A 22,615-nucleotide genomic window follows, 5' to 3' on the forward strand; every position below is an offset into this window, starting at 1 on the left:
GTTTACTCACGTGGTGAACACCGGTTCACCCCATGAGTGAGGAGTCTGATGAGCACCGCCGGGTCCGCTTCGTCCGCAACGCGCAGTTCGAAATGGGTCATCCTCGTGCTCGCCTCGTGCGGCATCGCGGTGTCGCTGATGCAGACCCTCGTCGTCCCGCTGCTGCCCGACTTCCCGCGGCTGCTGCACACCACCGCCGCCAACGCCGGCTGGCTGGTCACCGCCCCGCTGGTGGCGGGCGCGGTGTGCGCACCGGTCACCGGACGACTCGGCGACATGTACGGCAAGCGCCGGATGCTGCTGTTATCCCTGGCCACGATGGCGGTGGGCAGCGCGATCGGCGCGGTCAGCGACGACTTCACCGCCGTGCTCGTCGGCCGCGTGCTGCAGGGCGCGGCGGTCGGCGTGGTGCCCCTGGGCATCAGCATCATGCGCGACGAGCTCCCGGAGGAGCAGGTGGGCTCCGGGGTGGCGCTGATGAGCGCGACGCTGGGCATCGGCGGCGCGGTCGGGCTGCCCGTCACCGGCGTGGTCGCCCAGGAGCTGGACTGGCACTGGCTGTTCGCCGGGGCGATGGTCTTCGCGCTCGTCGAGATCGCGCTGATCCTCAAGGTGGTGCCGAGTCCTCGCTGCGCACCGGCGGCAAGTTCGACCTCGTCGGCGCGCTCGGCCTGTCGGTGGCCCTGACCTGCCTGCTGCTGGCGATCTCCAAGGGCAACGAGTGGGGCTGGTCGAGCGCGCTGGTGCTGGGTCTGATCGCCGGGGCCGTGGCGATGCTGCTGCTGTGGGGCGCCTACGAGCTCCGCACGACCGCACCGCTGGTGGATCTGCGCGTGTCGGCGCGGCCCACGGTGCTGCTGACCAACATCGCCTCGGTGCTGGTGGGCATCGCGATGTTCACCGGGTTCCTGGTCGGCTCGCAACTGCTGCAGGCACCGCCGGAAACCGGCTACGGCTACGGCATGTCGCTGGTGACTGCCGGTCTGGTGCTGCTGCCGATCGGTGCGGCGATGGGGTTGTTCTCGCCGGTCTCGGCCCGGATCTCGCGGCGCTTCGGTCCGCGCACCACCCTCATCCTCGGCGCCTGCGTCCTCGTGCTCGGCAACCTCGGCGCCTCGCTGCTGCACGGGCCGCTGTCGCTGGTCGTGCTGAACCTGACCATCAGCTCGATCGGCGGCGCCCTGGCCTACGGCGCGCTGCCCCAGCTGATCATGCGCTCGGTGCCGGAGACCGAGACCGCCGCCGCCAACGCGCTCAACAGCCTCGCCCGCTCGATCGGCACCTCCAGCTGCAGCGCGATCGTGGTGGCGCTGACCACCGGATCGCTGGTGCGGGTCGCCGGGGCGACCTACCCGTCGATCAACGCCTACTCCTGGGTCTTCGTGGTGGCCGGCGGTGCCGCTCTGGTGGCCGCGCTGATCGCCGCGGCGACCCCGGGACCGGCTCGGTACGAGTCCGTTACGCCCCGGATGCCCGTAGCGGTGGGAGGCTCGCGCTAGCCTGAAACGCATGCCCACCACGGGGTCGATCGAGGAGCAGCGCCGCGCAGCGTGCGCGACGCGGGAAGCCATCCTGAAGGTGGCCAGGCGCCGGTTCTCGTCCTGCGGCTACGCGGACGTGACGCTGCGCGACATCGCCGCCGACGCCGACGTCAGCGCGGCGCTGGTGGTGAAGTACTTCGGCAGCAAGGAAGACCTCTTCGCCCAGGCCTCGGGCTTCGAGAACGACGCCGAGAAGCTGCTGGACTGCGAGCTGGAGCACCTCGGCGAGCACCTGGTGCGCACGCTGCTGGACTACCACGACCGCACCCAGGGCGACCCGCTGGTGCGCGCGGTGTTCACCTCGTCCCGCCCGGCGGGCGCGAGCTTCCGGGACAACTTCGAGTCCCAGCTGGTCACCCGCCTCGCCGAGCGCCTGACCGGCCCCCGCGCCCGCCTGCGCGCGGAACTGGTCTGCAGCCACCTCATGGGCCTCGGCGCCTCCCGCCTCGTCCTGCGCACCCGGGCCATCACCGCCGAACCCACGGAAGACCTCGTCGCCCTCACGGCCCCCCTCATCCAGAACTGGATCGACAACCCCCTGTAGACCTGCGACGTCGAGAACCGCAGGATTCGACCTTCCGGGGACCGAGTCAGGCGGAGCGGCCGAGGACCGTGGTGTGGGGGATCCCGTCGAGGGCCTTGGTGAACTGCTCCAGGACGTCGGTGAGCGGGTTCGCGCTGTCCTCGTGGATGGCGAGGTGGTCGTCGGCGAGGGTGAGGTGCTTGTCGAGGAGGAAGAAGCTCTGGACCGCGTGGCGGGCGCCGAGGGAGTGCACGACGGGGCGCAGGGCGTAGTCGATGGCGAGCACGTGGGCGACGCTGCCGCCGGTGGCCAGCGGCAGCACGGCCTTGCCCGCGAACCCGAACTGCGGCAGCAGGTCCAGGAACGACTTCAGCAGGCCGGAGTAGGCGGCCTTGTAGGTCGGCGTGGCCAGCACGATGCCGTCGGCCGCGGCGACCTGCTCCACCGCCGCGGCGATGGCCGGGTCGCTGACGTCGGCGCCGAGCAGCGCCTCGGCGGGAAGGGTTCGCACCCGCAGGTGCTCGGCGCTGCGGCCGCTCGCGGTGAGCCGCTGGGCGAGGTGCTCGCCGACCTTCTCCGTCTTCGAGGTGCGCGACGGGCTTCCGGAGATGACCAAAACGGTGGACACGAACTTCTCCCTGCTCCTGGTCCTCTGTGGACCGTTACCGGGTTCCGCCTGGTGACGGCGTCCCCCCTGACGTTGCGGTTCCGTCAGGAGCGACAGGCCTGGGTCGTCACCCGCTGGAAGTCGACGTGCCTCCGCCTGCTGAGGATCGAAGTGGTCACGAACCTCATCGTCCGGCCGGTCCCGTTGCGGTGTCAACGAGCGGACGTGCGTTCTCACCAAGCGGACGCCGGGATTCGGACTTCCCGGCCGCGCCTCTGGCCTTCCGGGGTGCGGGCGACGAAGCTGTCGGGGCACCACGAAGGAGGCAGGAAACCATGTCATCAACCGCGCTGTGGCACCCGTTCGCGGACATGTTCGAGGTCAAGAGCAGCAGCTTCTGCGTCACCAAGGCCGAAGGGGTCTGGATCTACGACGATTCCGGACGTCGCTACCTCGACGGGACGGCGAGCCTCTGGTACGCCAACGCCGGCCACGGTCGCACCGAGATCGTCGAGGCCGCCGCGGCGCAGATGCGCGAGCTGGAGTCCTACTTCGTCTTCAACGACTACACCAACCCGCCCGCCGAGAAGCTGGCCTCGCGGCTGGCCGACCTCGCGCCGATGCCCAACTCCAAGATCTTCCTGACCACCGGTGGCGGCGAGGCGATCGACACGGCGGCGAAGCTGGCGCGGCAGTACTGGGCCCAGCGCGGGCAGCCGCAGCGCACCCACATCCTCAGCCGCGGCAACGCCTACCACGGCACCAACGGCATGGGCACCAGCATCGGCGGCATCGATGCCAACCAGGCCGGGTTCGGCCGGCTGGTCCCCGAGACGGGCCGGGTCGCCCACGACGACGCCGAGAGCCTGCGCGAGGCCATCGAGCGCATCGGCGCGGAGAAGATCGCGGCGTTCTTCGCCGAACCGGTGATCGGCGCCGGCGGGCTGCACCCGCCGGAACCGGGCTACCTGGAAGCCGTCGCCAAGATCTGCTCCGAGAACGGCATCCTGTTCGTCGCCGACTCGGTGATCTGCGGCTTCGGCCGGGTGGGCACCTGGTTCGGCGTCGAGCGCTGGGGCCTGCGACCCGACATGATCACCTTCGCCAAGGGCGTGACCAGCGGTTACCTGCCGCTGGGCGGTGTGGTGGTCGCCGAGCAGGTGGCCGAGCCGTTCTGGGACCAGCCGGGCCGGGTGTTCCGCCACGGCGCCACCTACTCCGGTCACCCCACGGTGGCGGCCGCGGCGCTGGCCAACCTCGACATCCTGGAGCGCGAGAAGCTCATCGCCCGCTCCGATGAGCTGGAGCGGCCGCTGCACGACGCCCTCGCGCAGGTCGCCGACCACCCGGCGGTGGCCGAGGTGCGGGGCGGGACCGGTCTGCTCGGGGCGGTCGAGCTCACCGCCGAGCAGCTGCAGGCCGGTGGGCTCGGCGCGCTGCAGAAGAAGATCCGCGAGCTCGGCGTGATCGTGCGCCCGCTGGGCAAGGCGCTGGCGGTCTCGCCGCCGCTGATCATCACCGAGGAGGAGATCGGCCTCATCGGCAAGGCCTTCGCCGAGGGACTCGACACCCTCGTGTGAGCCGTGCGAACCGCTCGGGGCGGTCGCGACACGCCGTGACCGCCCCGACACTCCCGGAGCCCGATCGTCGTTCACCTCCTCGGTTATCAGAGGGGCCACCGGCCTGGAACTCCCCCGTTGTGGAACCGATACGTCCGGAGGTGGTCGCGACCGGCTTTCGTCACGTACGTTTTTCACCAGATCGTGCGTCGTCGCAGCTGGAGAAGGCTGTTGACGGCGGCGGCGGTGGTCGCGGCGACCTGCGGAGTCCCGGGTCGAGGAGCGAAGTACGAGGCCGAAAGCAAAAGGGGCCCCTGCGCACAAGCCACCCAGTGGAGTTGGCAAAATACGACTTCCGGGTGATCGAAAGCGCAGCGGGGGCGGACGGAGGATCTCAACCAGGTGAACACTCAGACCGCACAAGTCGACGACCTGCGACTGATCGCGCTGCCCAGCGCGGTGAACTGCACCGAGATGTTCGTGCGGTTCTCCCTGGCCGAGTGGAGCCTGCGCGAGATGACCGACATCGCCACGCAGCTCACCGGAGCCCTGGTGACCGCGGCCGTCGACGCCGCCGACCAGAAGAACCCCGGCTTCATCACCGTCCGCCTGCGCCTGAGCGGTGAGAGCCTCGTCGCCGAGGTGCAGGACGAGCAGGCCACCGTTCCCCCGCAGCTCGCCCCCGGCTTCGCCGACGGCCGCTGCGGTGCCACGGCGCTGCGCACCGGCGGAACCCTGGTGTGGTGCGAGATGCCGCTGCCCAGCGGTGTCAAGGCCGACTCGGTTCCGCTTCCCCGCCGCTCCCGCAAGAAGAACGCGATGGCTCCGCAGACGACCGAGGAGACCGCCGAGGTCGACCCCGAGGTCATCAAGCGGCTGCTCTCCGGCCTCAGCAACGGCGGCCTGGACTGATCCGCTCCACCCCGCCGACCCGGGCGGGGTGACCTGCGGCGTGTTTCGCCCGGCCACGCGCCGGGCACCTTCCGGGGCATGGACCAGGCATTGTTCCGCACCGAACTGGCACAGCAGCTGCGGGTGGACTCCGTCCGGGCCAGCACCGCCGCCGGGTCCGGCCACCCCACCTCGTCGATGTCGGCGGCCGACCTCCTGGCCGTGCTGCTCGACGGCCACCTGCGGCTGGACTTCTCCCGTCCCGATCACCCAGCCAACGATCACCTGATCTTCTCCAAGGGCCACGCCTCGCCGCTGCAGTACGCCGCGTTCAAGGCCGTCGGCGCCGTCGAGGACGACGAGCTGCTGACCTTCCGCGAGTTCGGCAGCCGGCTCGAAGGCCATCCCACCCCGGTGCTGCCCTGGGTGGACGTGGCCACCGGCTCCCTCGGCCAGGGCCTGCCGGTCGGCGTCGGCCTGGCGCTGGCGGGCAAGCGCCTCGACCGGCTCCCCTACCGGGTGTGGGTGCTGTGCGGCGACAGCGAGATGGCCGAGGGCTCGGTGTGGGAGGCCCTGGAGCACGCCGGGCACGAGCGGCTGGACAACCTGATCGCGCTGATCGACGTCAACCGGCTCGGCCAGACCGGACCCACCATGCACGGCTGGGACCTGTCGTCCTACTCCGCTCGCGCGCAGGCCGCCGGGTGGCGCGTGCTGGAGATCGACGGGCACGACCTCGACGAGATCGAGTCCGCGCTGACCGAGGCCGAGCGGGGCGACGGCAGGCCGGTGATGATCCTGGCGGCCACCCAGAAGGGCAAGGGCGTCGCCGAGGTCGCCGACAAGCCCGGTTTCCACGGCAAACCCCTGGCGCACGCCGAGGAGGCGATCGCCGAGCTCGGCGGACTGCGCGACCTGCGGGTCAAACCGGCATCACCCGAGGGCGACGCCACGCCGCACGTCTTCGACACCGGCACCGCCGGGATGCCCGCCTACGAGGAGGGCACCGAGCTGGCCACCCGCAAGGCCTACGGCCAGGCGCTGGCGGCGCTGGGCGACCGGCGCGGTGACGTGGTGGCGCTGGACGGCGAGGTGTCGAACTCGACGTTCGCCGAGCTGTTCCGCGACGCCCACCCGGACCGCTACTTTGAGATGTACATCGCCGAGCAGCAGCTGATCGCCGCCGCGGTGGGCATGCAGGTGCGCGGCTGGTGCGCGTTCGCCTCGACCTTCGCCGCGTTCCTGTCCCGCGCCTACGACTTCGTCCGGATGGCCGCGGTCAGCCGGGCCGACCTGCGGCTGATGGGGTCGCACGCCGGGGTCGCCATCGGTGAGGACGGGCCGTCGCAGATGGCGCTGGAGGATCTCGCGGCGTTCCGCGCGGTGCACGGCAGCACGGTGCTGTACCCGTGCGACGCCAACCAGACCGCGCACCTGGTGGCGGCGATGGCCGACCTGCCGGGCATCAGCTACCTGCGCACCAGCCGGGGCGCGATGCCGGTGATCTACCCGCCCGACGAGGAGTTCCCGATCGGTGGCGCGAAGGTGGTCCGCGACGGCGCGGACGTGACGCTGGTGGGCGCGGGGGTCACGCTGCACGAAGCGCTCAAGGCCGCCGATCTGCTGGCGCACGAGGGAATCGGGGCCCGGGTGATCGACCTGTACTCGGTCAAGCCCGTGGACACCGCGACGCTGCGCCGGGCCGCGAGCGAGACCGCGGGGCTGGTCACCGCCGAGGACCACTGGCCCGAGGGCGGTCTCGGCGAGGCGGTGCTGCACGCGCTGGCCGACGACCCGGTGCCGGTGCGGCTGCTCGCCGTCCACGAGATGCCGGGCTCGGGTCAACCGGCCGAGCTGCTCGGGCAGGCGCGCATCGACGCCACCGCCATCGCCGACAAGGCCCGCGAGCTGGTGTCGTGAGGGTTTCCACCCGCACGAGGCGGGTGGACGGAGGAGGAGTCATGGTGCTGGCCGATCGCGCGGAGATGCTGCAGGTGCTCTGCCACGTGCGGTTCCCGGCGACCAAGCGCGAGATCGTGCAGCAGTGCGAGGAGTTGGGCGCGAGCCCGGAGCAGCTGGACCGGCTCGACGGGTTGCCCGAGGGCACCTACGTCGAGGCCGACACGGCGCTGCAGTCCCTACCGCACCCGATGCACGACTGAGCGTCCGCGGCGGGACGTCAGGTCTCGCGATGCCGGCGGGAGGTGACACCCGCCGCGATGACGCCTGCCGCGGTGATCGCGCCCAGCGCGGCCGAGGTCCACACCAGGCCGCTGGCCAGGGAGAGCAGCGACAGCATCGCGGTCAGCGCGAGCGCGGTGCAGATCAGCGCGCGGCTCAGCGCGCCCGTGCTCGGCCCGCCCTCGAACCGCTCGAACTTCTCCGCGAGCACAGGGTCTGCGGAGGCCAGCGCCGATTCGATCTCGGCGAGCCTGTCCCGCTCGTGCTTGCTCAACATGACGAGCTCCTAGTGACGTCGCCTTTGACCCCAACGAGGTTGCGCTCCCCGGCCGCGCACCGGCCTGAGAGCTCATTCAGGCTCGCACGCGATCACCGGTCGCCTCTGCGCTGCAGTCGGGTGATTTTCGGCCCGCAGGAGACCCTCCGTCCGGTTACGGACCGTTGCCGCCCGCTGCCCAGCGCAGCCACCACGAACCGGCTCTCAGGAGTAGTGCACGACTCCTTCGACCCGCTGGGCCCCCAGCTCGTCCTGGAGCACGAGAACGTCCAGGTGGGCGGCGGTTTCGAGGACCGCCATCATCTGGTTGAACACGTCGAGGTCGTCGAAGGCGCGCTCGCGGCGGGTCCAGGTCAGCGCGCGGGCGGCCTCGTAGGCGGTGCTCGCCCCGGCCGCCACGACCGCGGCGGTGGCCGTCAGCCGGGCGTCGTGGTGGGCCAGCAGCTCGTCCACGCGGTCGTGGACGCTGTCGGTGACCGGGCCGTGCGCGGGCAGCAGCCGCATGTCCGGCAGGCCGCGGACCAGCCGCAGCGACGCCAGGTAGTCGCGCAGCGGGCTCGCGGTCGGGGCCTGCTCGAAACCGATGGACGGGGTGATGTGCGGCAGCACGTGGTCACCGGCGAACATCAGCCCGGCCTGCTCCTCCAGGAACACCAGGTGACCGCGGGTGTGGCCGGGGGTGGGCAGCGCGCGCAGCGACCGGTCGGTGAGCCCGAGGTCGCTGGCGGCGTTGATCCACGCGTCGGGCTTCTCCCAGATGTGGTTGCGCGGCCCGTCCTCGCGCAGGCTCAGCAGCGTGTCGCGGACGGGTTTGGCGCCGTGCTCGGCCAGCAGCTCCAGCTGGCTGTCCATCGAGCGGTGCTCGGGCGACATCAGCCGGTCGAGGGTGTGCCGCTCCTCCTCGCCGAGCAGCACCTCGGAGCCGTACTCGCGCCGCAGGGCCACCGCTTGCGTGTAGTGGTCGCGGTGGGCGTGGGTGACCAGGAAGCGGGTGATGTCGCCCGGCCCGGCGCCGATCTGGGCGAGCGCGGCGACCAGCTGCGCCCGGGATTCCTCCAGCGCCCAGCCTCCGTCGACCAGGGTCAGCGAGTCGCCGTCGGCGATGGCGTAGACGTTGACCGCGCGGAGCCCGTCGTTGGGCAGGGGCAGCGGGATGCGGTGCACGCCCGGCGCCACCTCGAACGCGCCCGGTTCCATCCACTCGTACCGCGGATCACCCATGGTCAGACCTCCAGACACCCGATCCATCAGCTCTACCACACATACCAACCGGTTGGTGTGTGTCCGCGCTCACTCATGCAGTAGACTCGTCCGATCCGGATCTTTGGAGTCCATTGTGGACGCCAATCCCCGGTTGCCGAGTCGTCGTGGGATCGAGAACGGGCGGGGTCCGCGTGTCGTTGCCGGAAGAGCTCGCCGAGCAGCTCCTGGGGTCGATCATCGACGGAACCTACCCGCCCGGCGGCGCGCTGCCGTCGGAACCCGAACTCGCCGAGCTGTTCTCGATGAGCAGGCTGACCGTGCGCGAGGCCGTCAAGGCGCTGCGGGTGCAGAACGTCGTCCGCGTCGAGCGCGGTCGCGGCACCTACGTCAATCCACCGGCGGAGTGGACCTCGTTGCACCCGATGATCCGCGCCGCCACCTCCCCCGGCGCCGATCCCGACGTCGTCGGCGGGGTCCACGAGGCCCGGCGGATGCTGGAGGCCGGGATCGCCGAGCTCGCCGCCCTCAACCGCACCGAGTCCGACCTGCGGGAGTTGCGCGAGCACGTGCGCGCGATGCGCGCGAGCGACGACGCCGGCTCGCGCGGCGCCGCCCACCTCGCGTTCCACCAGACGATCGTGCGCGCGACCGGCAACGCGTTCGTGCCGCTGCTGTTCGAGCCGTTCACCCGCGTGCTGTCCGGCCTTCCGGTGGAGACCGACCGCGAGGCGATCACCCGCCACGAGCGGCTGCTGGCGGCCATCGAGGCCCGCGACCCGGTCGCCGCACGCCGATTCATGGCCGCACACCTGCACTTCCACGCCTCGTAGGCGCGATCCGCGTAACCTCCCGGGAAACCGGTCGTTGATCTCCCGGACGTACTGGGAGGTCTGAATGCGCCGCTCCTTACCCGCCTTGCTGCTCGCGTTGCTGACCGCTCTCGCCGGCCTGACCGCCGCCGACGCCACCCCCGCCTCCGGATGGAGCGCCCGGGACGCGGACTACCCCGGTTCGGTCGTCGAGACCGACGTGCCGGTGCCGATGTCCGACGGCACGGTGCTGCGCGGCGACGTCCGGCGCCCCGCCGACGCAGAGGGCAGGCCGGTCGAGGGACGGTTCCCGGTGCTGCTGACGATCATCGCCTACAACAAGAACATCATCAGCGGTCCCGCCGCCGGTGCGGTCGGCGGCGATCCCGACTACTTCGTCCAGCGCGGCTACGTGCACGTCTCGGTCGACGCGCGCGGGACCGGCTCCTCCGGCGGTGACTGGCAGGCGTTCAGCGCGCGGGAGAACACCGATTCGGGCGAGATCGTGAACTGGGCCGCCTCGCCCGAACGTCCCTGGAGCAACGGCGCCGTCGGCATGCACGGCGCCTCCTACATGGGCATCAACCAGCTCTTCGCCGCGGGCAACCGGCCGCCGGGCCTCAAGGCGATCTTCCCGCAGGTTCCCGCGATGGACACCTACCGCGACGTGGTCGCCTCCGGCGGCGCGCTCGACGTCGGGTTCATCCCGCTGTGGATGGGGCTGGTGACCGGAACCGGGCTGATCCCACCGGCTTACGGTCCCGCCGAGCCCGACAACGCGCTGCAGGTGTACCTCGACCGCGTCCAGGGGGCGACGAGCTTCACCGCGCCGACGCTGCTGGAAGCCACCCTCGGGCTCAACGCCGCCTTCGACGGCCCGTTCTACGCCGAGCGCTCCCCAGCGAGCGTCGTGGATCGCATCGACGTGCCGACCTTCCTCATCGGCGGCGAGTACGACCTGTTCCAGCGCGGCACGCCGATGGTCTTCGACGCGCTGCGGCAGCGCGGCGTCCCGGTGAAGATGATCTTCGGCCCGTGGGACCACCTCCAGGGTTCCGGCGACGAGGTCCCCGCCGCCGGGTACGGCACGCTGCAGGAGCTGCAGCTGCGCTGGTTCGACCACTACGTGCGCGGCCAGGCCGACCCGGCGCTGGACACCGACATCCCGCCGCTGACCTACCACGAGATCGGGTCCGGGCAGTGGTACCGGGCCGACCGGTGGATCGGTGAGCAGCGCGCCCGCAGCTTCGAGCTCTCCGGCACCTCGCTGCCCGGTGCCCCCGGCGGTCTCGTCGACGCCGACCCGGAGCCGGGGCGGACCACGATCGCTCCGCTGCCGGTGTCGGGCCTGTGCACCCGCTCGACCAACCAGTGGACCGCCGGGCTGCCCAACGCCGTCGGGATCTCCCGCCTCTGCGGGGACAACCGCTGGAACGACCTGTCCGGCGCGGTGTTCGAGACCGAACCGATGACCGAGGTGATGCGGATGCGCGGGCCGATCAACGCCCACCTGCAGACCTCCACGCCGACCGGAAACGGGATGCTGTCGGTGTCGGTGTCCTCGGTGGCGCCCGACGGCAGCGTCGAACGGCTCACCGGCGGCTGGCAGGTGCTCTCGCACCGCGCCCTCGACCCGGAGCGCTCCCGCTACCTCGACGGCGAGCTGATCCAGCCGTTCCACCCGTTCACCGAGGACGCGCAGAGCACCATGCGGCCCGGCGAGGTCGAACCGGTCGACGTCGAGGTCTTCCCGACCGGCGCGGTCATCCCGCCCGGCCACAAGCTCCGCATCTCGGTGCAGGCCTTCGACGTGCCGCACCTGCTGCCCACCGTGCGCGACCTGCCCGCGGCGCTGTCGCCCGTTGCCATCCACACGTCCGCGGAGCATCCTTCGAAGATCACCTTGCCCGTCGTCCCGGCCTCGGAGGGAACCCGATGACCGCTGCGGTGACCGACATCGTCGACACCGACCGCTACCCGCTCACCGCCCCCGGCAGCCCCGGCTGGGTCGCCGCCGTCGAGTCGGTGCGCGCCGAACTGGCCGTCGACGGGTGCAGCGTGCTGCGCGACTTCGTCGCCGCCGAGCACCGGGAGGCGCTGCGCACCGAGTGCGCGGGCCTGGCCGACCGCGCCTACTACGAGGAGCAGACGGTCAACGTCTACAACACCGCGCCCGACGCCGACCTGCCCGACTGGCACCCGGGCAGGCGGACGACGGTGCGCGGCAACGCCTTCGTCGCCCGCGAGGACATCCCCGCCGAGCACCTGATCCACCGGCTCTACACCGACGAGCTGTTCCAGCGGTTCCTGGCCGAATGCCTGGGCCTGGAGCGGATCCACCCGCTGGAGGACCCGCTGGCCGGGCTGGTGGTCAACATCGTCAACCCGGGCAAAGAGCACCCGTGGCACTTCGACACCAACGAGTTCGCGGTCAGCATGCTCACCCAGCAGCCGCGGGGCGGCGGCGTGTTCGAGTACTGCCCGCACATCCGCTCGGCCGAATCGGAGAACTTCGCCGACGTCGGCGCCGTGATCAGCGGCGACGGCGGCGACCGGGTGCGCGCGCTGCCGCTGCGGCCCGGCGACCTGCAGCTGTTCCACGGCCGCTACGCGCTGCACCGGGTCAGCGCCGTGGAGGGTGACGTGGCCCGGCACTCGGCGATCTTCGCCTACAGTGATCGCCCTGGGGTGGTGGGCACCGCGGAGCGCACCCGGCAGCTGTTCGGCCGGGTCACCGACGCGCACGGCACCACCGCCCGCACCGACGACCTGCTCGACTAGTGAACGACGAGGTTGCTTTGCGCACCAGCACTTTCGGCAACGAGGACTCCCTCCCCCGGATACCGCTGCCCACGCTCGCCGACAGCGGGGAGCGGTTCCTGCAGTGGTGCTCACCGCTGCTGACCGAGGAGGAGCTGGCCACCACCCGGCAGGCGGTGGCCGAGTTCCTCGCCTCCGACGAGGCCGCGGAGCTGCACGACTCGCTGACCGCCTACGCCGGTCAGGACGACGTGCACAGCTGGCTCGACGAGTTCTGGCGGGACCGCTACCTGGGCCGCCGGGACCGCATCGCCCTCAACGCGAACTTCTTCTTCCTGTTCAACGACACCGACGACGACCAGATCTCCCGCGCGGTGCGGCTGATCGCGGCGGCGGTGGACCACAAGCTGGCGCTGGACGCCGAGACGGTGCCGCCCACGACGCGGCGCGGTCAGCCGCTGTCGATGCAGCAGCACCGGTACCTCTTCTCCACCACCCGCATCCCGCGCCCGGAGCGGGACGGCGTGCGGGCGCCCAACACGCCCGAGCAGCCCGGCCCGAGCCCGGCGCGGCACATCGTGGTGTTCTTCCGCGGCAACGCCTTCCGGCTCGACGTGATCGGCGCCGACGGCGCGCCGCACTCCCTCGACGAGCTCGCCGAGGCGCTGCGCCGGATCGCCGCCACCACCGACCGCGGCCCCGGTGTCGGGGCGCTGACCAGCCACGACCGGGTTCGCTGGGCGGCGAACCGGGAGGCGCTGCTGGTCGACAACACCGCGTCGGTGGACGTCGTCGAGACGGCGCTGTTCTGCCTGGCCCTGGAGCACGAGCTGCCCGGTGACCTGGACGGCAAGTGCAAGCAGCTGCTGGCCGGGGACCCGACCGACCGCTGGTTCGACAAGGGCGTCACGCTCATCGTCTTCCCCGACGGCGCGGCCGGCATCAACGGCGAGCACTGCCTGCTCGACGGCACCACGATCGTCGAGTTCGTCGACTCGCTGATGTCCGGGACCGCCGAGTCGCACGCGCGGGCCGCCGGCGCCACCGCGCAGGGCGTGCCGGAGCCCCAGGCGCTGGAATTCCGCCTGTCGCCGGAGCTCTCAGGCGAGGTGGACGCCGCCACCAAGGACTACGTGGCCTACGGCGAGGCCACCGCGACCCGCACGGTGCGCTTCGACGACTTCGGCTCGGAGCGCGCCAAGGCGCTCGGCATCTCACCGGACGCGTTCGTGCAGATGGCCTTCCAGCTCGCGCACCGGCGGTCCAAGGCTTCACCGGCGCGACCTACGAGTCGATCGCCACCCGGCACTTCCACCACGGGCGCACCGAGGCGATGCGCGTGGTGACCCCGGAGGTGCTGGAGTTCGTGGCCGCGATGGAGGACGCCGAGTCCTCGCGGTCGGACCGCGCGGATGCGTTCCGGCGGGCCGCCGACGCGCACGTCATCCGCGCCAAGGAGTGCCAGGCCGGGGACGCGCCCGAGCAGCACCTGTGGGAGCTGCAGCTCATCGCGGCCCGGCGCGGGCAGGAGTTCTCGCCCGCGCTGTACTCCTCGCCGGGCTGGCTGACGATGCGCGACGACTACCTGAGCACCAGCGCCGCGCCGTCGGTGAACATCCAGTACTTCGGGTTCGGCGCGACCAGCGAGCACTGCATCGGGGTGGCCTACGTGCTGCTGCCGCAGAGCTTCAACGTGCACCTGAGCACGCCGCGCACGGTCGGCGAGCAGATGACGGGCTTCGCCGAGCAGCTGGGCCGAGCCATCGACGAGCTCTCCGACCTGGTGTCATGAGCCGACTCGGAGAGCCCGGTCGCTCTGGAGAGCCCGGTCGGTCTGGTGACCACGGTCGTCCTGGTGAGCACAAGGCCGACTTCAGCGACATCTACGCCCGGCCGGATCCCCGGGCGTACGTCTCGACGCTGAAGCGGTTCGAGTACCAGATCCCGCAGCGCGCCACCCCGATCTTCCGCGAGGTGATCGGGGCGGCGCGCCCCGCGCGCGTCCTGGACGTGTGCTGCTCCTACGGCATCAACTCGGCCCTGCTGAAGTCCTCCGGCGATCCGCGCGAGGTCCTCGACCGCTACACCGGTCCGTCGGCCGAGCGGTCGTCGACCGCGGAACTGGCGGCGGCGGACCGGCGCGACTTCGCCGGCGACCTCGACATCGTCGGCCTGGACGTCTCCGAACCCGCGATCGCCTACGGCCGCAGCGCCGGGCTGCTCACCGACGGCTGGGCCGAGAACCTCGAAACCACCGATCCCTCACCGGAACTCGCCAAGGGCATCGCCGACACGGGCTTGATCATCTCCACCGGCGGGGTCGGCTACGTCGGCCTGCCGACCTTCGAACGCCTCCTCGCGGCGATCAACCGCCCCGACGAGCTCTGGCTCGCGATCTTCGTGCTCCGCGTCTTCGACTACTCCGCCATCACCGAGCTCCTCGCGGACCACGGCCTGACCACCGAGCGATTACCCGGCACCTACCCGCAGCGCCGCTTCGCCGACGACACCGAGCAGCAGGCCGCGATCCACGACGTGCAGCGCCGAGGACTCGACCCCGAGGGCCTGGAAGCCGACGGCTGGTACCACGCCCACTGCTACCTCACCCGCCCCCGGAACGCGGGCTGACGCAGCTGGAGGGGTGGAGGTTCCGCCGGAAACCTCCACCCCTCCACCAGGTTCGGGCTACTTGATCTCGCAGATGGTGGTGCCCTGGGTGACGGAGTCGCCGGGCTTGGCGGTGAGGCCGGTGACCGTGCCCGCCTTGTGGGCGTTGACCGGGTTCTCCATCTTCATGGCCTCCAGGACCGCGATCTGGTCGCCCTCGGCGACCTCCTGACCGTCCTCGACCGCGACCTTGACGATGGTGCCCTGCATCGGTGCGGCCACCGCGTCGCCGGAGGCCGCGGCACCGGCCTTGCCGCCGCTGCGCTTGCGCGGCTTGGCCTTGGCGGCCGGGGCGGCCGAGGTCGCCGCGAACGCGGCGGGCAGCGAGACCTCCAGGCGACGACCGCCGACCTCGACCAGGATCGTCTGCCGCTCCTCGGCCTCCTCGGCGGGCTCGGCGCCACCGGTGTGGGGCTCGATGGTGTTGTCGAACTCGGTCTCGATCCAGCGGGTGTGCACGGTGAACCCGTCGGTTCCGACGAACGCCGGGTCGCGCACGATCGCGCGGTGGAACGGCAGGACCGTGGCCATGCCCTCCACCTGCATCTCGTCGAGGACGCGGCGGGCGCGCTGCAGCGCCTGCTGCCGGTCGGCACCGGTGACGATGACCTTGGCCAGCAGCGAGTCGAACTGCCCGCCGATCACGCTGCCGCTCTCCACGCCCGCGTCCACGCGCACGCCCGGCCCCTGCGGGGCGACGAACCTGGTGACCGTGCCCGGCGCCGGCAGGAAGTTGCGGCCGGCGTCCTCACCGTTGATGCGGAACTCGATGGCGTGCCCGCGCGGCTCCGGGTCGGCGCCCAGGTGCAGCTTCTCCCCCGCCGCGATGCGGAACTGCTCGCGGACAAGGTCGATGCCGGTGGTCTCCTCCGAGACCGGGTGTTCGACCTGCAACCGGGTGTTGACCTCCAGGAACGAGATGGTGCCGTCCTGGCCGACCAGGAACTCCACGGTGCCCGCGCCGTAGTAACCGGCCTCGGCGCAGATCGACCGGGCGGCCTCGTGGATGCGGCTGTGCTGCTCGGCGCTGAGGAACGGCGCCGGGGCCTCCTCGACGAGCTTCTGGTGGCGGCGCTGCAGCGAGCAGTCGCGGGTGCCCACGACGACGACGTTGCCGTGCTTGTCGGCCAGCACCTGCGCCTCGACGTGGCGCGGGCGGTCGAGGTAGCGCTCCACGAAGCACTCGCCGCGGCCGAACGCGGTCTCGGCCTCGCGGACCGCGGAGGCGAACAGCTCCGGGATCTCCTCGATGCTGCGCGCGACCTTGAGACCGCGGCCGCCACCGCCGAAGGCGGCCTTGATGGCCACCGGCAGCCCGTGCTCCTGGGCGAAGGCGACGACCTCGTCGGCGCCCGGGACCGGGTCCTTGGTGCCGGGGACCAGCGGCGCACCGGCGCGGGTGGCGATGTGCCGCGCGGTGACCTTGTCACCGAGGTCGCGGATGGCCTGCGGCGACGGGCCGATCCAGATCAGGTCCGCGTCGAGCACGGCCTGGGCGAACTCGGCGTTCTCCGACAGGAACCCGTAGCCGGGGTGCACGGCGTCGGCGCCGGAGCGCTTCGCGACGTCGATGATCTTCTCGATGTTCAGGTAGGACTCGCCGGGCGTGGAACCGCCCAGCGCGAAGGCCTCGTCGGCCAGCCGCACGTGCTGCGCGTCGGCGTCCGGCTCGGCGTAGACCGCGACGGAGGCGATGCCCTCGTCCTGGCAGGCGCGGATGACCCGCACCGCGATCTCACCGCGGTTGGCGATCAGGACCTTGCTGATCGGCGTCACGTCCACAGTGGTCAACTCCTCATTTTCCCGGCGCGACGCCGGAGCAGGCGGAAAAGTTCAAGACTGGCGAGGGCGTTCAGCCCGGCAGACCGGACGCGCGCCACGCGTGCAGGCCCGGCCGCAGCGGGCGGCGGCCCGCCGGGTGGCGCAGCCCCGAGGCCGGATCGGCCCACAGCGACATCGGCTCCTGCCCCTCGTCGGGCACTTGGGCGGCGGCCGCACCGGCCAGCGCCGCGGTCAGCGCGGCGACCTCGACGTCGTCGGGATCGCCGCGCACGATGCGCAGCACCGGCCGCTGCGGCGTCTGCTCGCTCATCGATCGCTCCTTCACCTCGACGCTCTCCGACCGGTCACGGGTGTACCCGGTCACAGGGGATCCGGTCACAGGGGGATGTTGCCGTGCTTCTTGGCGGGCAGGTTGGCCCGCTTGTTCCGCAGCATCCGCAGCGAGCGGGCGACGTAGCCGCGGGTGAACGACGGCGGGATGACCGAGTCCACGTACCCGCGCTCGGCGGCGGTGTAGGGGTTGCAGAGGGTGTCCTCGTACTCCTGCTGCAGGTCCGCGCGCAGCGCCTCGACGTCCTCGCCGTTGGCGGCGGCGTCGGCCAGCTGGCGCCGGTAGAGGATGTTGGCCGCGCCCTGAGCGCCCATCACCGCGATCTGAGCGGTCGGCCAGGCCAGGTTGATGTCCGCGCCGAGGTGCTTGGAGCCCATCACGTCGTAGGCGCCGCCGTAGGCCTTGCGGGTGATCACGGTGATCAGCGGGACGGTGGCCTCGGCGTAGGCGTAGAGCAGCTTCGCGCCGCGCCGGATGATGCCGTTCCACTCCTGGTCGGTTCCCGGCAGGAAACCGGGCACGTCGACGAAGGTCAGCACCGGGATGTTGAAGGCGTCGCAGGTCCGCACGAACCGGGCGGCCTTCTCGCTGGCGCCGATGTCGAGCGTGCCGGCGAACTGGGACGGCTGGTTGGCCACGATGCCGACCGGCTGGCCCTCGACGCGCCCGTAGCCGGTGACGATGTTCGGCGCGAACAGCGAGGAGACCTCCAGGAACTCCTCGTCGTCGACCACGGTCTGGATGACCTTGTGCATGTCGTAGGGCTGGTTCGGCGAGTCCGGGATCAGCGTGTCCAGCTCGCGGTCGGCGTCGGTGATCGCGTCGGCGATCGCCCCGGCGCCGGTGTCGGCGCCCTCGAAGACCGGCGCCTCGGAGAGGTTGTTGCTCGGCAGGAACGACAGCAGTTCCTTGACGTAGCCGATCGCGTCGTCCTCGTCGGAGGCGAGGTAGTGCGCGTTGCCCGAACGCGAGTTGTGGGTGTGCGCGCCGCCGAGCTCCTCGAAGGTGACGTCCTCACCGGTGACGGTCTTGATGACGTCGGGGCCGGTGATGAACATGTGCGAGGTCTTGTCGACCATCACCGTGAAGTCGGTGATCGCCGGCGAGTAGACCGCGCCGCCCGCGCACGGGCCCATGATCAGCGAGATCTGCGGGATGACGCCGGAGGCGTGGGTGTTGCGCTTGAAGATCTCGGCGTAGAGGCCCAGCGCGGCCACGCCCTCCTGGATGCGGGCGCCGCCGGAGTCGTTGATGCCGATCAGCGGGCAGCCGGTCTTGAGCGCCAGGTCCATGACCTTGACGATCTTCTCGCCGAAGACCTCGCCCAGCGAGCCGCCGAAGACCGTGAAGTCCTGGGAGAACACGCACACCTTGCGGCCGTCGACGGTGCCGTAGCCGGTCACCACGCCGTCGCCGTACGGGCGGTTCTCGTCCATGCCGAAGTTGGTGGAGCGGTGCCGCGCGTGCTCGTCGAGCTCGACGAACGAGCCCTCGTCCAGCAGCATGTCGATCCGCTCGCGGGCGGTCTTCTTGCCCTTCTCGTGCTGCTTGGCCACCGCGCGCGCCGAGCCGGCGTGCACCGCCTCGTCGTTCCGCCGGTACAGATCCGCGAGCTTGCCCGCGGTCGTGTGGATGTCCGGCACGTCAACCGGCGGCTGACCGACCGGTTCCGTCGCGCTGCTCATGCAACCAACCTGTCCTCGTGGCACGTGTTCGGGACTACCTGCGCGGGTTCCGCGTCCGCGCGGATCTGCTCTCGCCGGAGATTAATTCGCCGATGATGATCGAGTCAACCGACAAGTGAGCCGCCATTAGGCAGATCGACGTCCTGCGAGCTGGTTCTCCTGCCCTTTCCCTCGCTAAGTGAACGGCCGGTAGCGCGTCGCCTCAGCCGTCGACCGGGGTGTCGAGCATCAGCGCGGTCCCCAGCCGCAGCACCGCCCTGGCGTCCCGGATCGGGCCGGTGCGCGCCATGTCGTTGGCGGCGGTCAGCGCCGCCTGCACCAGGATCCTGGACCGGACCGGATCCAGCTCGGGACGCGCCTCGCAGAGCAGCCCGACCCACTCGGCGACGTAGGAGTGCTGGGTCTGGCGCGCCCGGTGCCGCTCCTCGGCGGGCAGGTGCCCGACCTCGCTGACCAGGATGTCGATGAAGCCGCCGTGGTCGAAGGCGAAGCGGATGTAGGAGCGCAGCAGCGCGCGCAGCGCCTCGGCCGGGTCGGACTTGGTGGCCAGGGTGCGCTCCAGGTCCACCTCCAGCCAGGCGTTGCCGCGGGTGATCACGGCGCTGAGCAGCTCCTGCTTGCTGGCGAAGTAGTTGTAGAGGCTGGGACCGGCGATCCCGGCGGCCGCGCCGACGTCCTCGGTGGTGACCTTGCCGTAGCCGGCTTCGGCGAACAGACGACTGGCCGCGACCAGCAGCAACCGGCGCCGGGAGGCCCGCCCGGCGAAGCGCTCGACCTGCTCGGGCTGGGCGTCGGGCCGGGCCGCGAGCTCCTGCGGCGGGCGGTTGCCGATGATCATCACCATCGCGCGCAGCAGCTGTTCGAAGTCCCGCCGCGAGAGCTGCACCTGGTGGTAGGACGGGCTGGTCAGGACGCTGAACATGCACCAGGCGCGGAACCGCGCGTCGGCGTCGGTCAGCTCGGGCCGGAAGGCCCGGGCCAGCCGGGTGAGCCCGCGCGCGACCTCGCGCAGCTCGCCGCGCAGCACGTCGCGGCGCTCCTCGGGCAGCCGCCGGGACTCCCGTTGCCAGAGCACGCCGAGCTGGCGGTGGTCGAGCGCGGTCGCCGCCAGCTTCCCGACGACCTCGTCGACGTCACCCGCCTCGGCGGTGATCTCGACGAACGGGCGCAGCTCGTCGAGCACGACGTGGGTCAGCAGCTGCTGCTTGCCCGCGAAGTGCCGGTACAGCGCGGAGGACCCGACGCCCACCGCCTCGGCGATGTCGCTCATCCCGACCTGGTCGAAACCGTCGCGGAAGAACAGCTCCGCCGCCGCGGCGGTGATCATCGCCCGCCGGTTCCGGGGCCGCGTGTTGCGCGCAGGAGGGCTCCCCACCTCGGCCATCACCACCTCCGCTCGCACCGTGCCACCACCGGCCAGAGGCTATTTCCCCACCCCAACCGGAACAACCTCACCTCACCTCGCGTCGAGAGCCCGGGTTCTCGCGGCGACAGGTGCCGCGGTTCTCGGCACCGGGCGGAGACGCGTCTCGTTGCGGGCGTGGGGCCGCGGGCGGATACTCGTCGGGGCGCGCGGGTCTCCCGGTATCGCACCGGGAGTCCATTTTGTTCTATGTGGACGACTTGGCGCCTTCGAAAGGCGCGTGATTCTCCGATAAACTGCGTCCACCTCGTTGTCACTACTGTTCACAGTGGACGGAAATCATGTCCGAGCTCGCTCGAAGCCTCGACGTCACCGACACCGACGCCCGCCGCGGGGAGATCGCCGACATCCTCGTCGACGCGTTCTCCGAACTCATGGAGCGCAACCCGGCGGCGTTCCGCACCAAGTTCCGCAAGATGGCCGCCGACCCGTTCGCCTTCTACCGGGGCAGCGCGTGCCTGTTCTACGCCGACGTCAACCGGCTGACCGACCCGTGGGCCGACGAGCGCACCAGCCGGGTGTGGATCCAGGGCGACCTGCACGCGCAGAACTTCGGCACCTACATGAACGCCTCGGGCGTGCTGGTCTTCGACGTCAACGACTTCGACGAGGCCTACCTCGGGCACTTCACCTGGGACCTGCAGCGCTTCGCCGCGAGCCTGGCGCTGCTGGCCTGGAGCAAGGCCCTGCCGGACGGCGACATCGTCGCGTTCGTGCGCCACGCCGCCACGTCCTACCTGGACCAGGTGCGCACCTTCGCCTCCAGCGACCGCGACTCCGAGTACTCGCTGCGGCTGTCGACCACCGACGGCACCGTGCACGAGCTGCTGCAGCAGACCCGGCTGCGCAGCCGCACCGAGCTGCTCCACCGGCTCACCGAGACCGAGGGCTACGACCGGCGGATGCGGCGCGGGCCGAACATCCGACGGCTCGACGACGCCGAGCGCGGCCGGGTCGAGGAGGCGTTCGCGCGCTACCTGGAGTCCATCCCGCAGGAGAACCGGATGCGGGACGTGGCCTACACGATCAAGGACGTCGTCGGGTCCAGCGGTTTCGGCATCGGCAGCGCGGGCCTCCCGGCCTACAACATCCTCATCGAGGGCGCGACCGAGGCGCTGGAGAACGACATCGTGCTGTCGATGAAGCAGGGCAACGTGGCGGCACCGTCGCGGGTGGTCACCGACGAGCGCATCCGCGCCCACTTCAAGCACCACGGCCACCGGACGGCGCTGTCGCAGCGGGCGCTGCAGGCCCACGCCGACCCGATGCTGGGCCACACCGAGATCGGCGGGGTCGGCTACCTGGTCGACGAGCTCTCGCCGTACGAGTCGGACCTGGAGTGGGACGACCTGACCGAGCCGAGCGACATCGTGCCGGTGCTGGACTACCTGGGCCGGGCGATCGCGAAGATCCACTGCGTGTCCGACGCGCAGTCGGACACGCAGCTGGTCGACTTCCAGGTGGAGGAGGCGATCCTCGGCGTGGTCGGCGACCGGGAGAAGGAGTTCGTCGACTGGCTCGTCGAATTCGCCCTCGGCTACGCCGAAGTCGTCCGCGACGACCACCGGTTGTTCGTCGACGCGTTCCGCAACGGCGAGATCGGCGGGGTCGCCGCCACTGCGAGCTGAGCACGACGGTGGCCCCGGTTCGGCCCGGAGCCACCGCTCAGGCGGGGGCGCGCACAGCCTGGAACACCGGGCGGCGGTGGATCCGGAAGCCCATCCGCTCGTAGAGCGCGATGGCGCCGGTGTTGGTGTCCACGGCGTGCAGGAACGGTCGCTCGCCGCGCGCCCTGATGTCGACGACCAGCGTCCTGATCAGCCGGGACGCCAGCCCCTGCCCCTGGAAGCCCGGGTCGGTGCACACGGCGCTGATCTCGGTCCAGCCCGGCGGGTGCATCCGCTCCCCCGCCATCGCGATCAGCTTCCCGCCGCGACGAATCCCCAGGTAGGTGCCGAGTTCGATGGTGCGCTGCTCGAACGGGCCGGGCTTGGTGCGCGCGGCCAGCTCGCGCATCTCCGGCACGTCGGCGGTGGTGAGCCGGACGGCTTCGGGGTCGCGCTCACCGGTCACGCCGTCGTCGATCATCTGGACGCCGGGCGCGACCTCGAAGCGCTCCCAGCCCGGGGGCGCGGTGCGCGGCGGCCCGGTGACGAGCACGATCCCGCCGGGCCCCACGAGCTTGGCCGCGTCCGCCCAGGCCGCCTCGTCGGGTTCGAGCGGCAGCGCCGCGAAGGGCGATACCTCGGACGGGTAGCGCATCGCCTCGCCGACGCGTTCGGCGAGGCGGGCGTGGGCACCGTTGAGCGAGTGCCACACCGGGTTGCGCAGTTCTTCGGACACGGTCCTCCCCAGGGACGATCTGTCGTTCCGCTG

Annotated in this window: 20 protein-coding genes and 1 pseudogene; 13 read left to right on the top strand and 8 right to left on the bottom strand. The window is 71.3% G+C overall.

Annotated elements, in window-relative coordinates; all coding sequences use genetic code 11:
• Positions 1–48 precede the first annotated feature (48 nt).
• The 3 genes from REH65_RS04780 to REH65_RS04790 are packed head-to-tail and all read left to right on the top strand — an operon-like array spanning position 49 to position 2,085.
• A complete protein-coding gene (locus tag REH65_RS04780) occupies positions 49–687 on the top strand; it encodes an MFS transporter (RefSeq protein ID WP_406691446.1) in 639 nt (212 codons plus the stop codon).
• Entirely contained in the window at positions 678–1,499 is an 822-nt protein-coding gene (locus REH65_RS04785) for an MFS transporter (protein ID WP_406691447.1), read from the top strand. The genes REH65_RS04780 and REH65_RS04785 overlap by 10 nt, the downstream gene beginning before the upstream one ends.
• A 10-nt stretch (positions 1,500–1,509) precedes the next feature.
• Positions 1,510–2,085 (top strand): TetR family transcriptional regulator, encoded by a 576-nt coding sequence (locus REH65_RS04790; protein WP_281455492.1) that lies wholly within the window; start codon positions 1,510–1,512, stop codon positions 2,083–2,085.
• A 46-nt stretch (positions 2,086–2,131) separates the two neighbouring features.
• Here the strand turns inward: REH65_RS04790 and ssuE are convergent, their stop codons facing one another.
• Positions 2,132–2,692, bottom strand: a complete 561-nt coding sequence (ssuE, locus tag REH65_RS04795) for an NADPH-dependent FMN reductase (protein ID WP_406691448.1) — start codon at positions 2,690–2,692, stop codon at positions 2,132–2,134.
• A gap of 314 nt (positions 2,693–3,006) precedes the next feature.
• Between ssuE and REH65_RS04800 the strand changes: the two genes are divergently transcribed.
• The 4 genes from REH65_RS04800 to REH65_RS04815 all read left to right on the top strand — a co-directional run bounded on the left by REH65_RS04800 (position 3,007) and on the right by REH65_RS04815 (position 7,283).
• Positions 3,007–4,251, top strand: coding sequence for an aspartate aminotransferase family protein (locus REH65_RS04800; RefSeq protein WP_406691449.1), 1,245 nt, complete (start codon positions 3,007–3,009; stop codon positions 4,249–4,251).
• A 381-nt stretch (positions 4,252–4,632) separates the two neighbouring features.
• The gene (locus REH65_RS04805) at positions 4,633–5,142 is read left to right on the top strand and encodes a histidine kinase (protein WP_093423361.1); all 510 of its coding nucleotides are present in this window, start codon (positions 4,633–4,635) and stop codon (positions 5,140–5,142) included.
• Between the two features lie 78 nt (positions 5,143–5,220).
• Entirely contained in the window at positions 5,221–7,041 is a 1,821-nt protein-coding gene (locus REH65_RS04810; RefSeq protein WP_406691450.1) for a transketolase, read from the top strand.
• A gap of 41 nt (positions 7,042–7,082) precedes the next feature.
• Positions 7,083–7,283 (top strand): DUF2795 domain-containing protein, encoded by a 201-nt coding sequence (locus REH65_RS04815; protein ID WP_281455496.1) that lies wholly within the window; start codon positions 7,083–7,085, stop codon positions 7,281–7,283.
• A 17-nt stretch (positions 7,284–7,300) separates the two neighbouring features.
• Here REH65_RS04815 and REH65_RS04820 read toward each other — a convergent pair whose 3' ends face one another.
• Together REH65_RS04820 and REH65_RS04825 are read right to left on the bottom strand one after the other, a co-directional pair.
• On the bottom strand, positions 7,301–7,579 hold the full coding sequence (locus REH65_RS04820) for a DUF3040 domain-containing protein (RefSeq protein ID WP_406691451.1): 279 nt from the start codon (positions 7,577–7,579) through the stop codon (positions 7,301–7,303).
• 204 nt (positions 7,580–7,783) lie between these two features.
• Positions 7,784–8,800: an MBL fold metallo-hydrolase gene (locus REH65_RS04825; RefSeq protein WP_406691452.1), complete on the bottom strand. Its 1,017-nt coding sequence runs from the start codon at positions 8,798–8,800 to the stop codon at positions 7,784–7,786.
• A 173-nt stretch (positions 8,801–8,973) separates the two neighbouring features.
• On the opposite strand from REH65_RS04825, the gene REH65_RS04830 reads away from it, so the two are divergent.
• The 5 genes and pseudogenes from REH65_RS04830 to REH65_RS04850 all read left to right on the top strand — a co-directional run bounded on the left by REH65_RS04830 (position 8,974) and on the right by REH65_RS04850 (position 14,979).
• Positions 8,974–9,612 carry a FadR/GntR family transcriptional regulator gene (locus REH65_RS04830; RefSeq protein WP_406691453.1) on the top strand — a complete coding sequence of 213 codons (639 nt, stop codon included), beginning with the start codon at positions 8,974–8,976 and terminating at the stop codon, positions 9,610–9,612.
• A gap of 64 nt (positions 9,613–9,676) precedes the next feature.
• Positions 9,677–11,530 carry a CocE/NonD family hydrolase gene (locus REH65_RS04835; protein WP_406691454.1) on the top strand — a complete coding sequence of 618 codons (1,854 nt, stop codon included), beginning with the start codon at positions 9,677–9,679 and terminating at the stop codon, positions 11,528–11,530.
• Positions 11,527–12,372, top strand: coding sequence for an arpA protein (locus tag REH65_RS04840; RefSeq protein ID WP_406691455.1), 846 nt, complete (start codon positions 11,527–11,529; stop codon positions 12,370–12,372). The genes REH65_RS04835 and REH65_RS04840 overlap by 4 nt, the downstream gene beginning before the upstream one ends.
• A pseudogene (locus REH65_RS04845) lies at positions 12,372–14,143 on the top strand (choline/carnitine O-acyltransferase). Before REH65_RS04840 ends, REH65_RS04845 begins: the two are co-directional and overlap by 1 nt.
• Complete coding sequence (locus REH65_RS04850; RefSeq protein WP_406691456.1) at positions 14,140–14,979, top strand: class I SAM-dependent methyltransferase; 840 nt, start codon at positions 14,140–14,142, stop codon at positions 14,977–14,979. Before REH65_RS04845 ends, REH65_RS04850 begins: the two are co-directional and overlap by 4 nt.
• A gap of 57 nt (positions 14,980–15,036) precedes the next feature.
• Here the strand turns inward: REH65_RS04850 and REH65_RS04855 are convergent, their stop codons facing one another.
• From REH65_RS04855 to REH65_RS04870, 4 genes are all read right to left on the bottom strand, one after another.
• Positions 15,037–16,800, bottom strand: coding sequence for an acetyl/propionyl/methylcrotonyl-CoA carboxylase subunit alpha (locus REH65_RS04855; protein ID WP_406693085.1), 1,764 nt, complete (start codon positions 16,798–16,800; stop codon positions 15,037–15,039).
• A 70-nt stretch (positions 16,801–16,870) separates the two neighbouring features.
• Positions 16,871–17,110: an acyl-CoA carboxylase epsilon subunit gene (locus REH65_RS04860; protein WP_406691457.1), complete on the bottom strand. Its 240-nt coding sequence runs from the start codon at positions 17,108–17,110 to the stop codon at positions 16,871–16,873.
• A 65-nt stretch (positions 17,111–17,175) separates the two neighbouring features.
• Positions 17,176–18,816, bottom strand: a complete 1,641-nt coding sequence (locus tag REH65_RS04865; RefSeq protein ID WP_406691458.1) for an acyl-CoA carboxylase subunit beta — start codon at positions 18,814–18,816, stop codon at positions 17,176–17,178.
• Positions 18,817–19,018: 202 nt separating this feature from the next.
• Positions 19,019–20,200 (bottom strand): TetR/AcrR family transcriptional regulator, encoded by a 1,182-nt coding sequence (locus REH65_RS04870; RefSeq protein WP_406691459.1) that lies wholly within the window; start codon positions 20,198–20,200, stop codon positions 19,019–19,021.
• A gap of 320 nt (positions 20,201–20,520) precedes the next feature.
• On the opposite strand from REH65_RS04870, the gene REH65_RS04875 reads away from it, so the two are divergent.
• Positions 20,521–21,867: a DUF2252 domain-containing protein gene (locus REH65_RS04875; protein ID WP_406691460.1), complete on the top strand. Its 1,347-nt coding sequence runs from the start codon at positions 20,521–20,523 to the stop codon at positions 21,865–21,867.
• A gap of 37 nt (positions 21,868–21,904) precedes the next feature.
• On the opposite strand, the gene REH65_RS04880 is transcribed toward REH65_RS04875, so the two are convergent.
• A complete protein-coding gene (locus REH65_RS04880) occupies positions 21,905–22,582 on the bottom strand; it encodes a GNAT family N-acetyltransferase (RefSeq protein ID WP_406691461.1) in 678 nt (225 codons plus the stop codon).
• Positions 22,583–22,615: the final 33 nt, after the last annotated feature.

It is taken from the genome of Saccharopolyspora sp. ID03-671 (assembly GCF_045278815.1).
Lineage (GTDB): Bacteria > Actinomycetota > Actinomycetes > Mycobacteriales > Pseudonocardiaceae > Saccharopolyspora > Saccharopolyspora ipomoeae.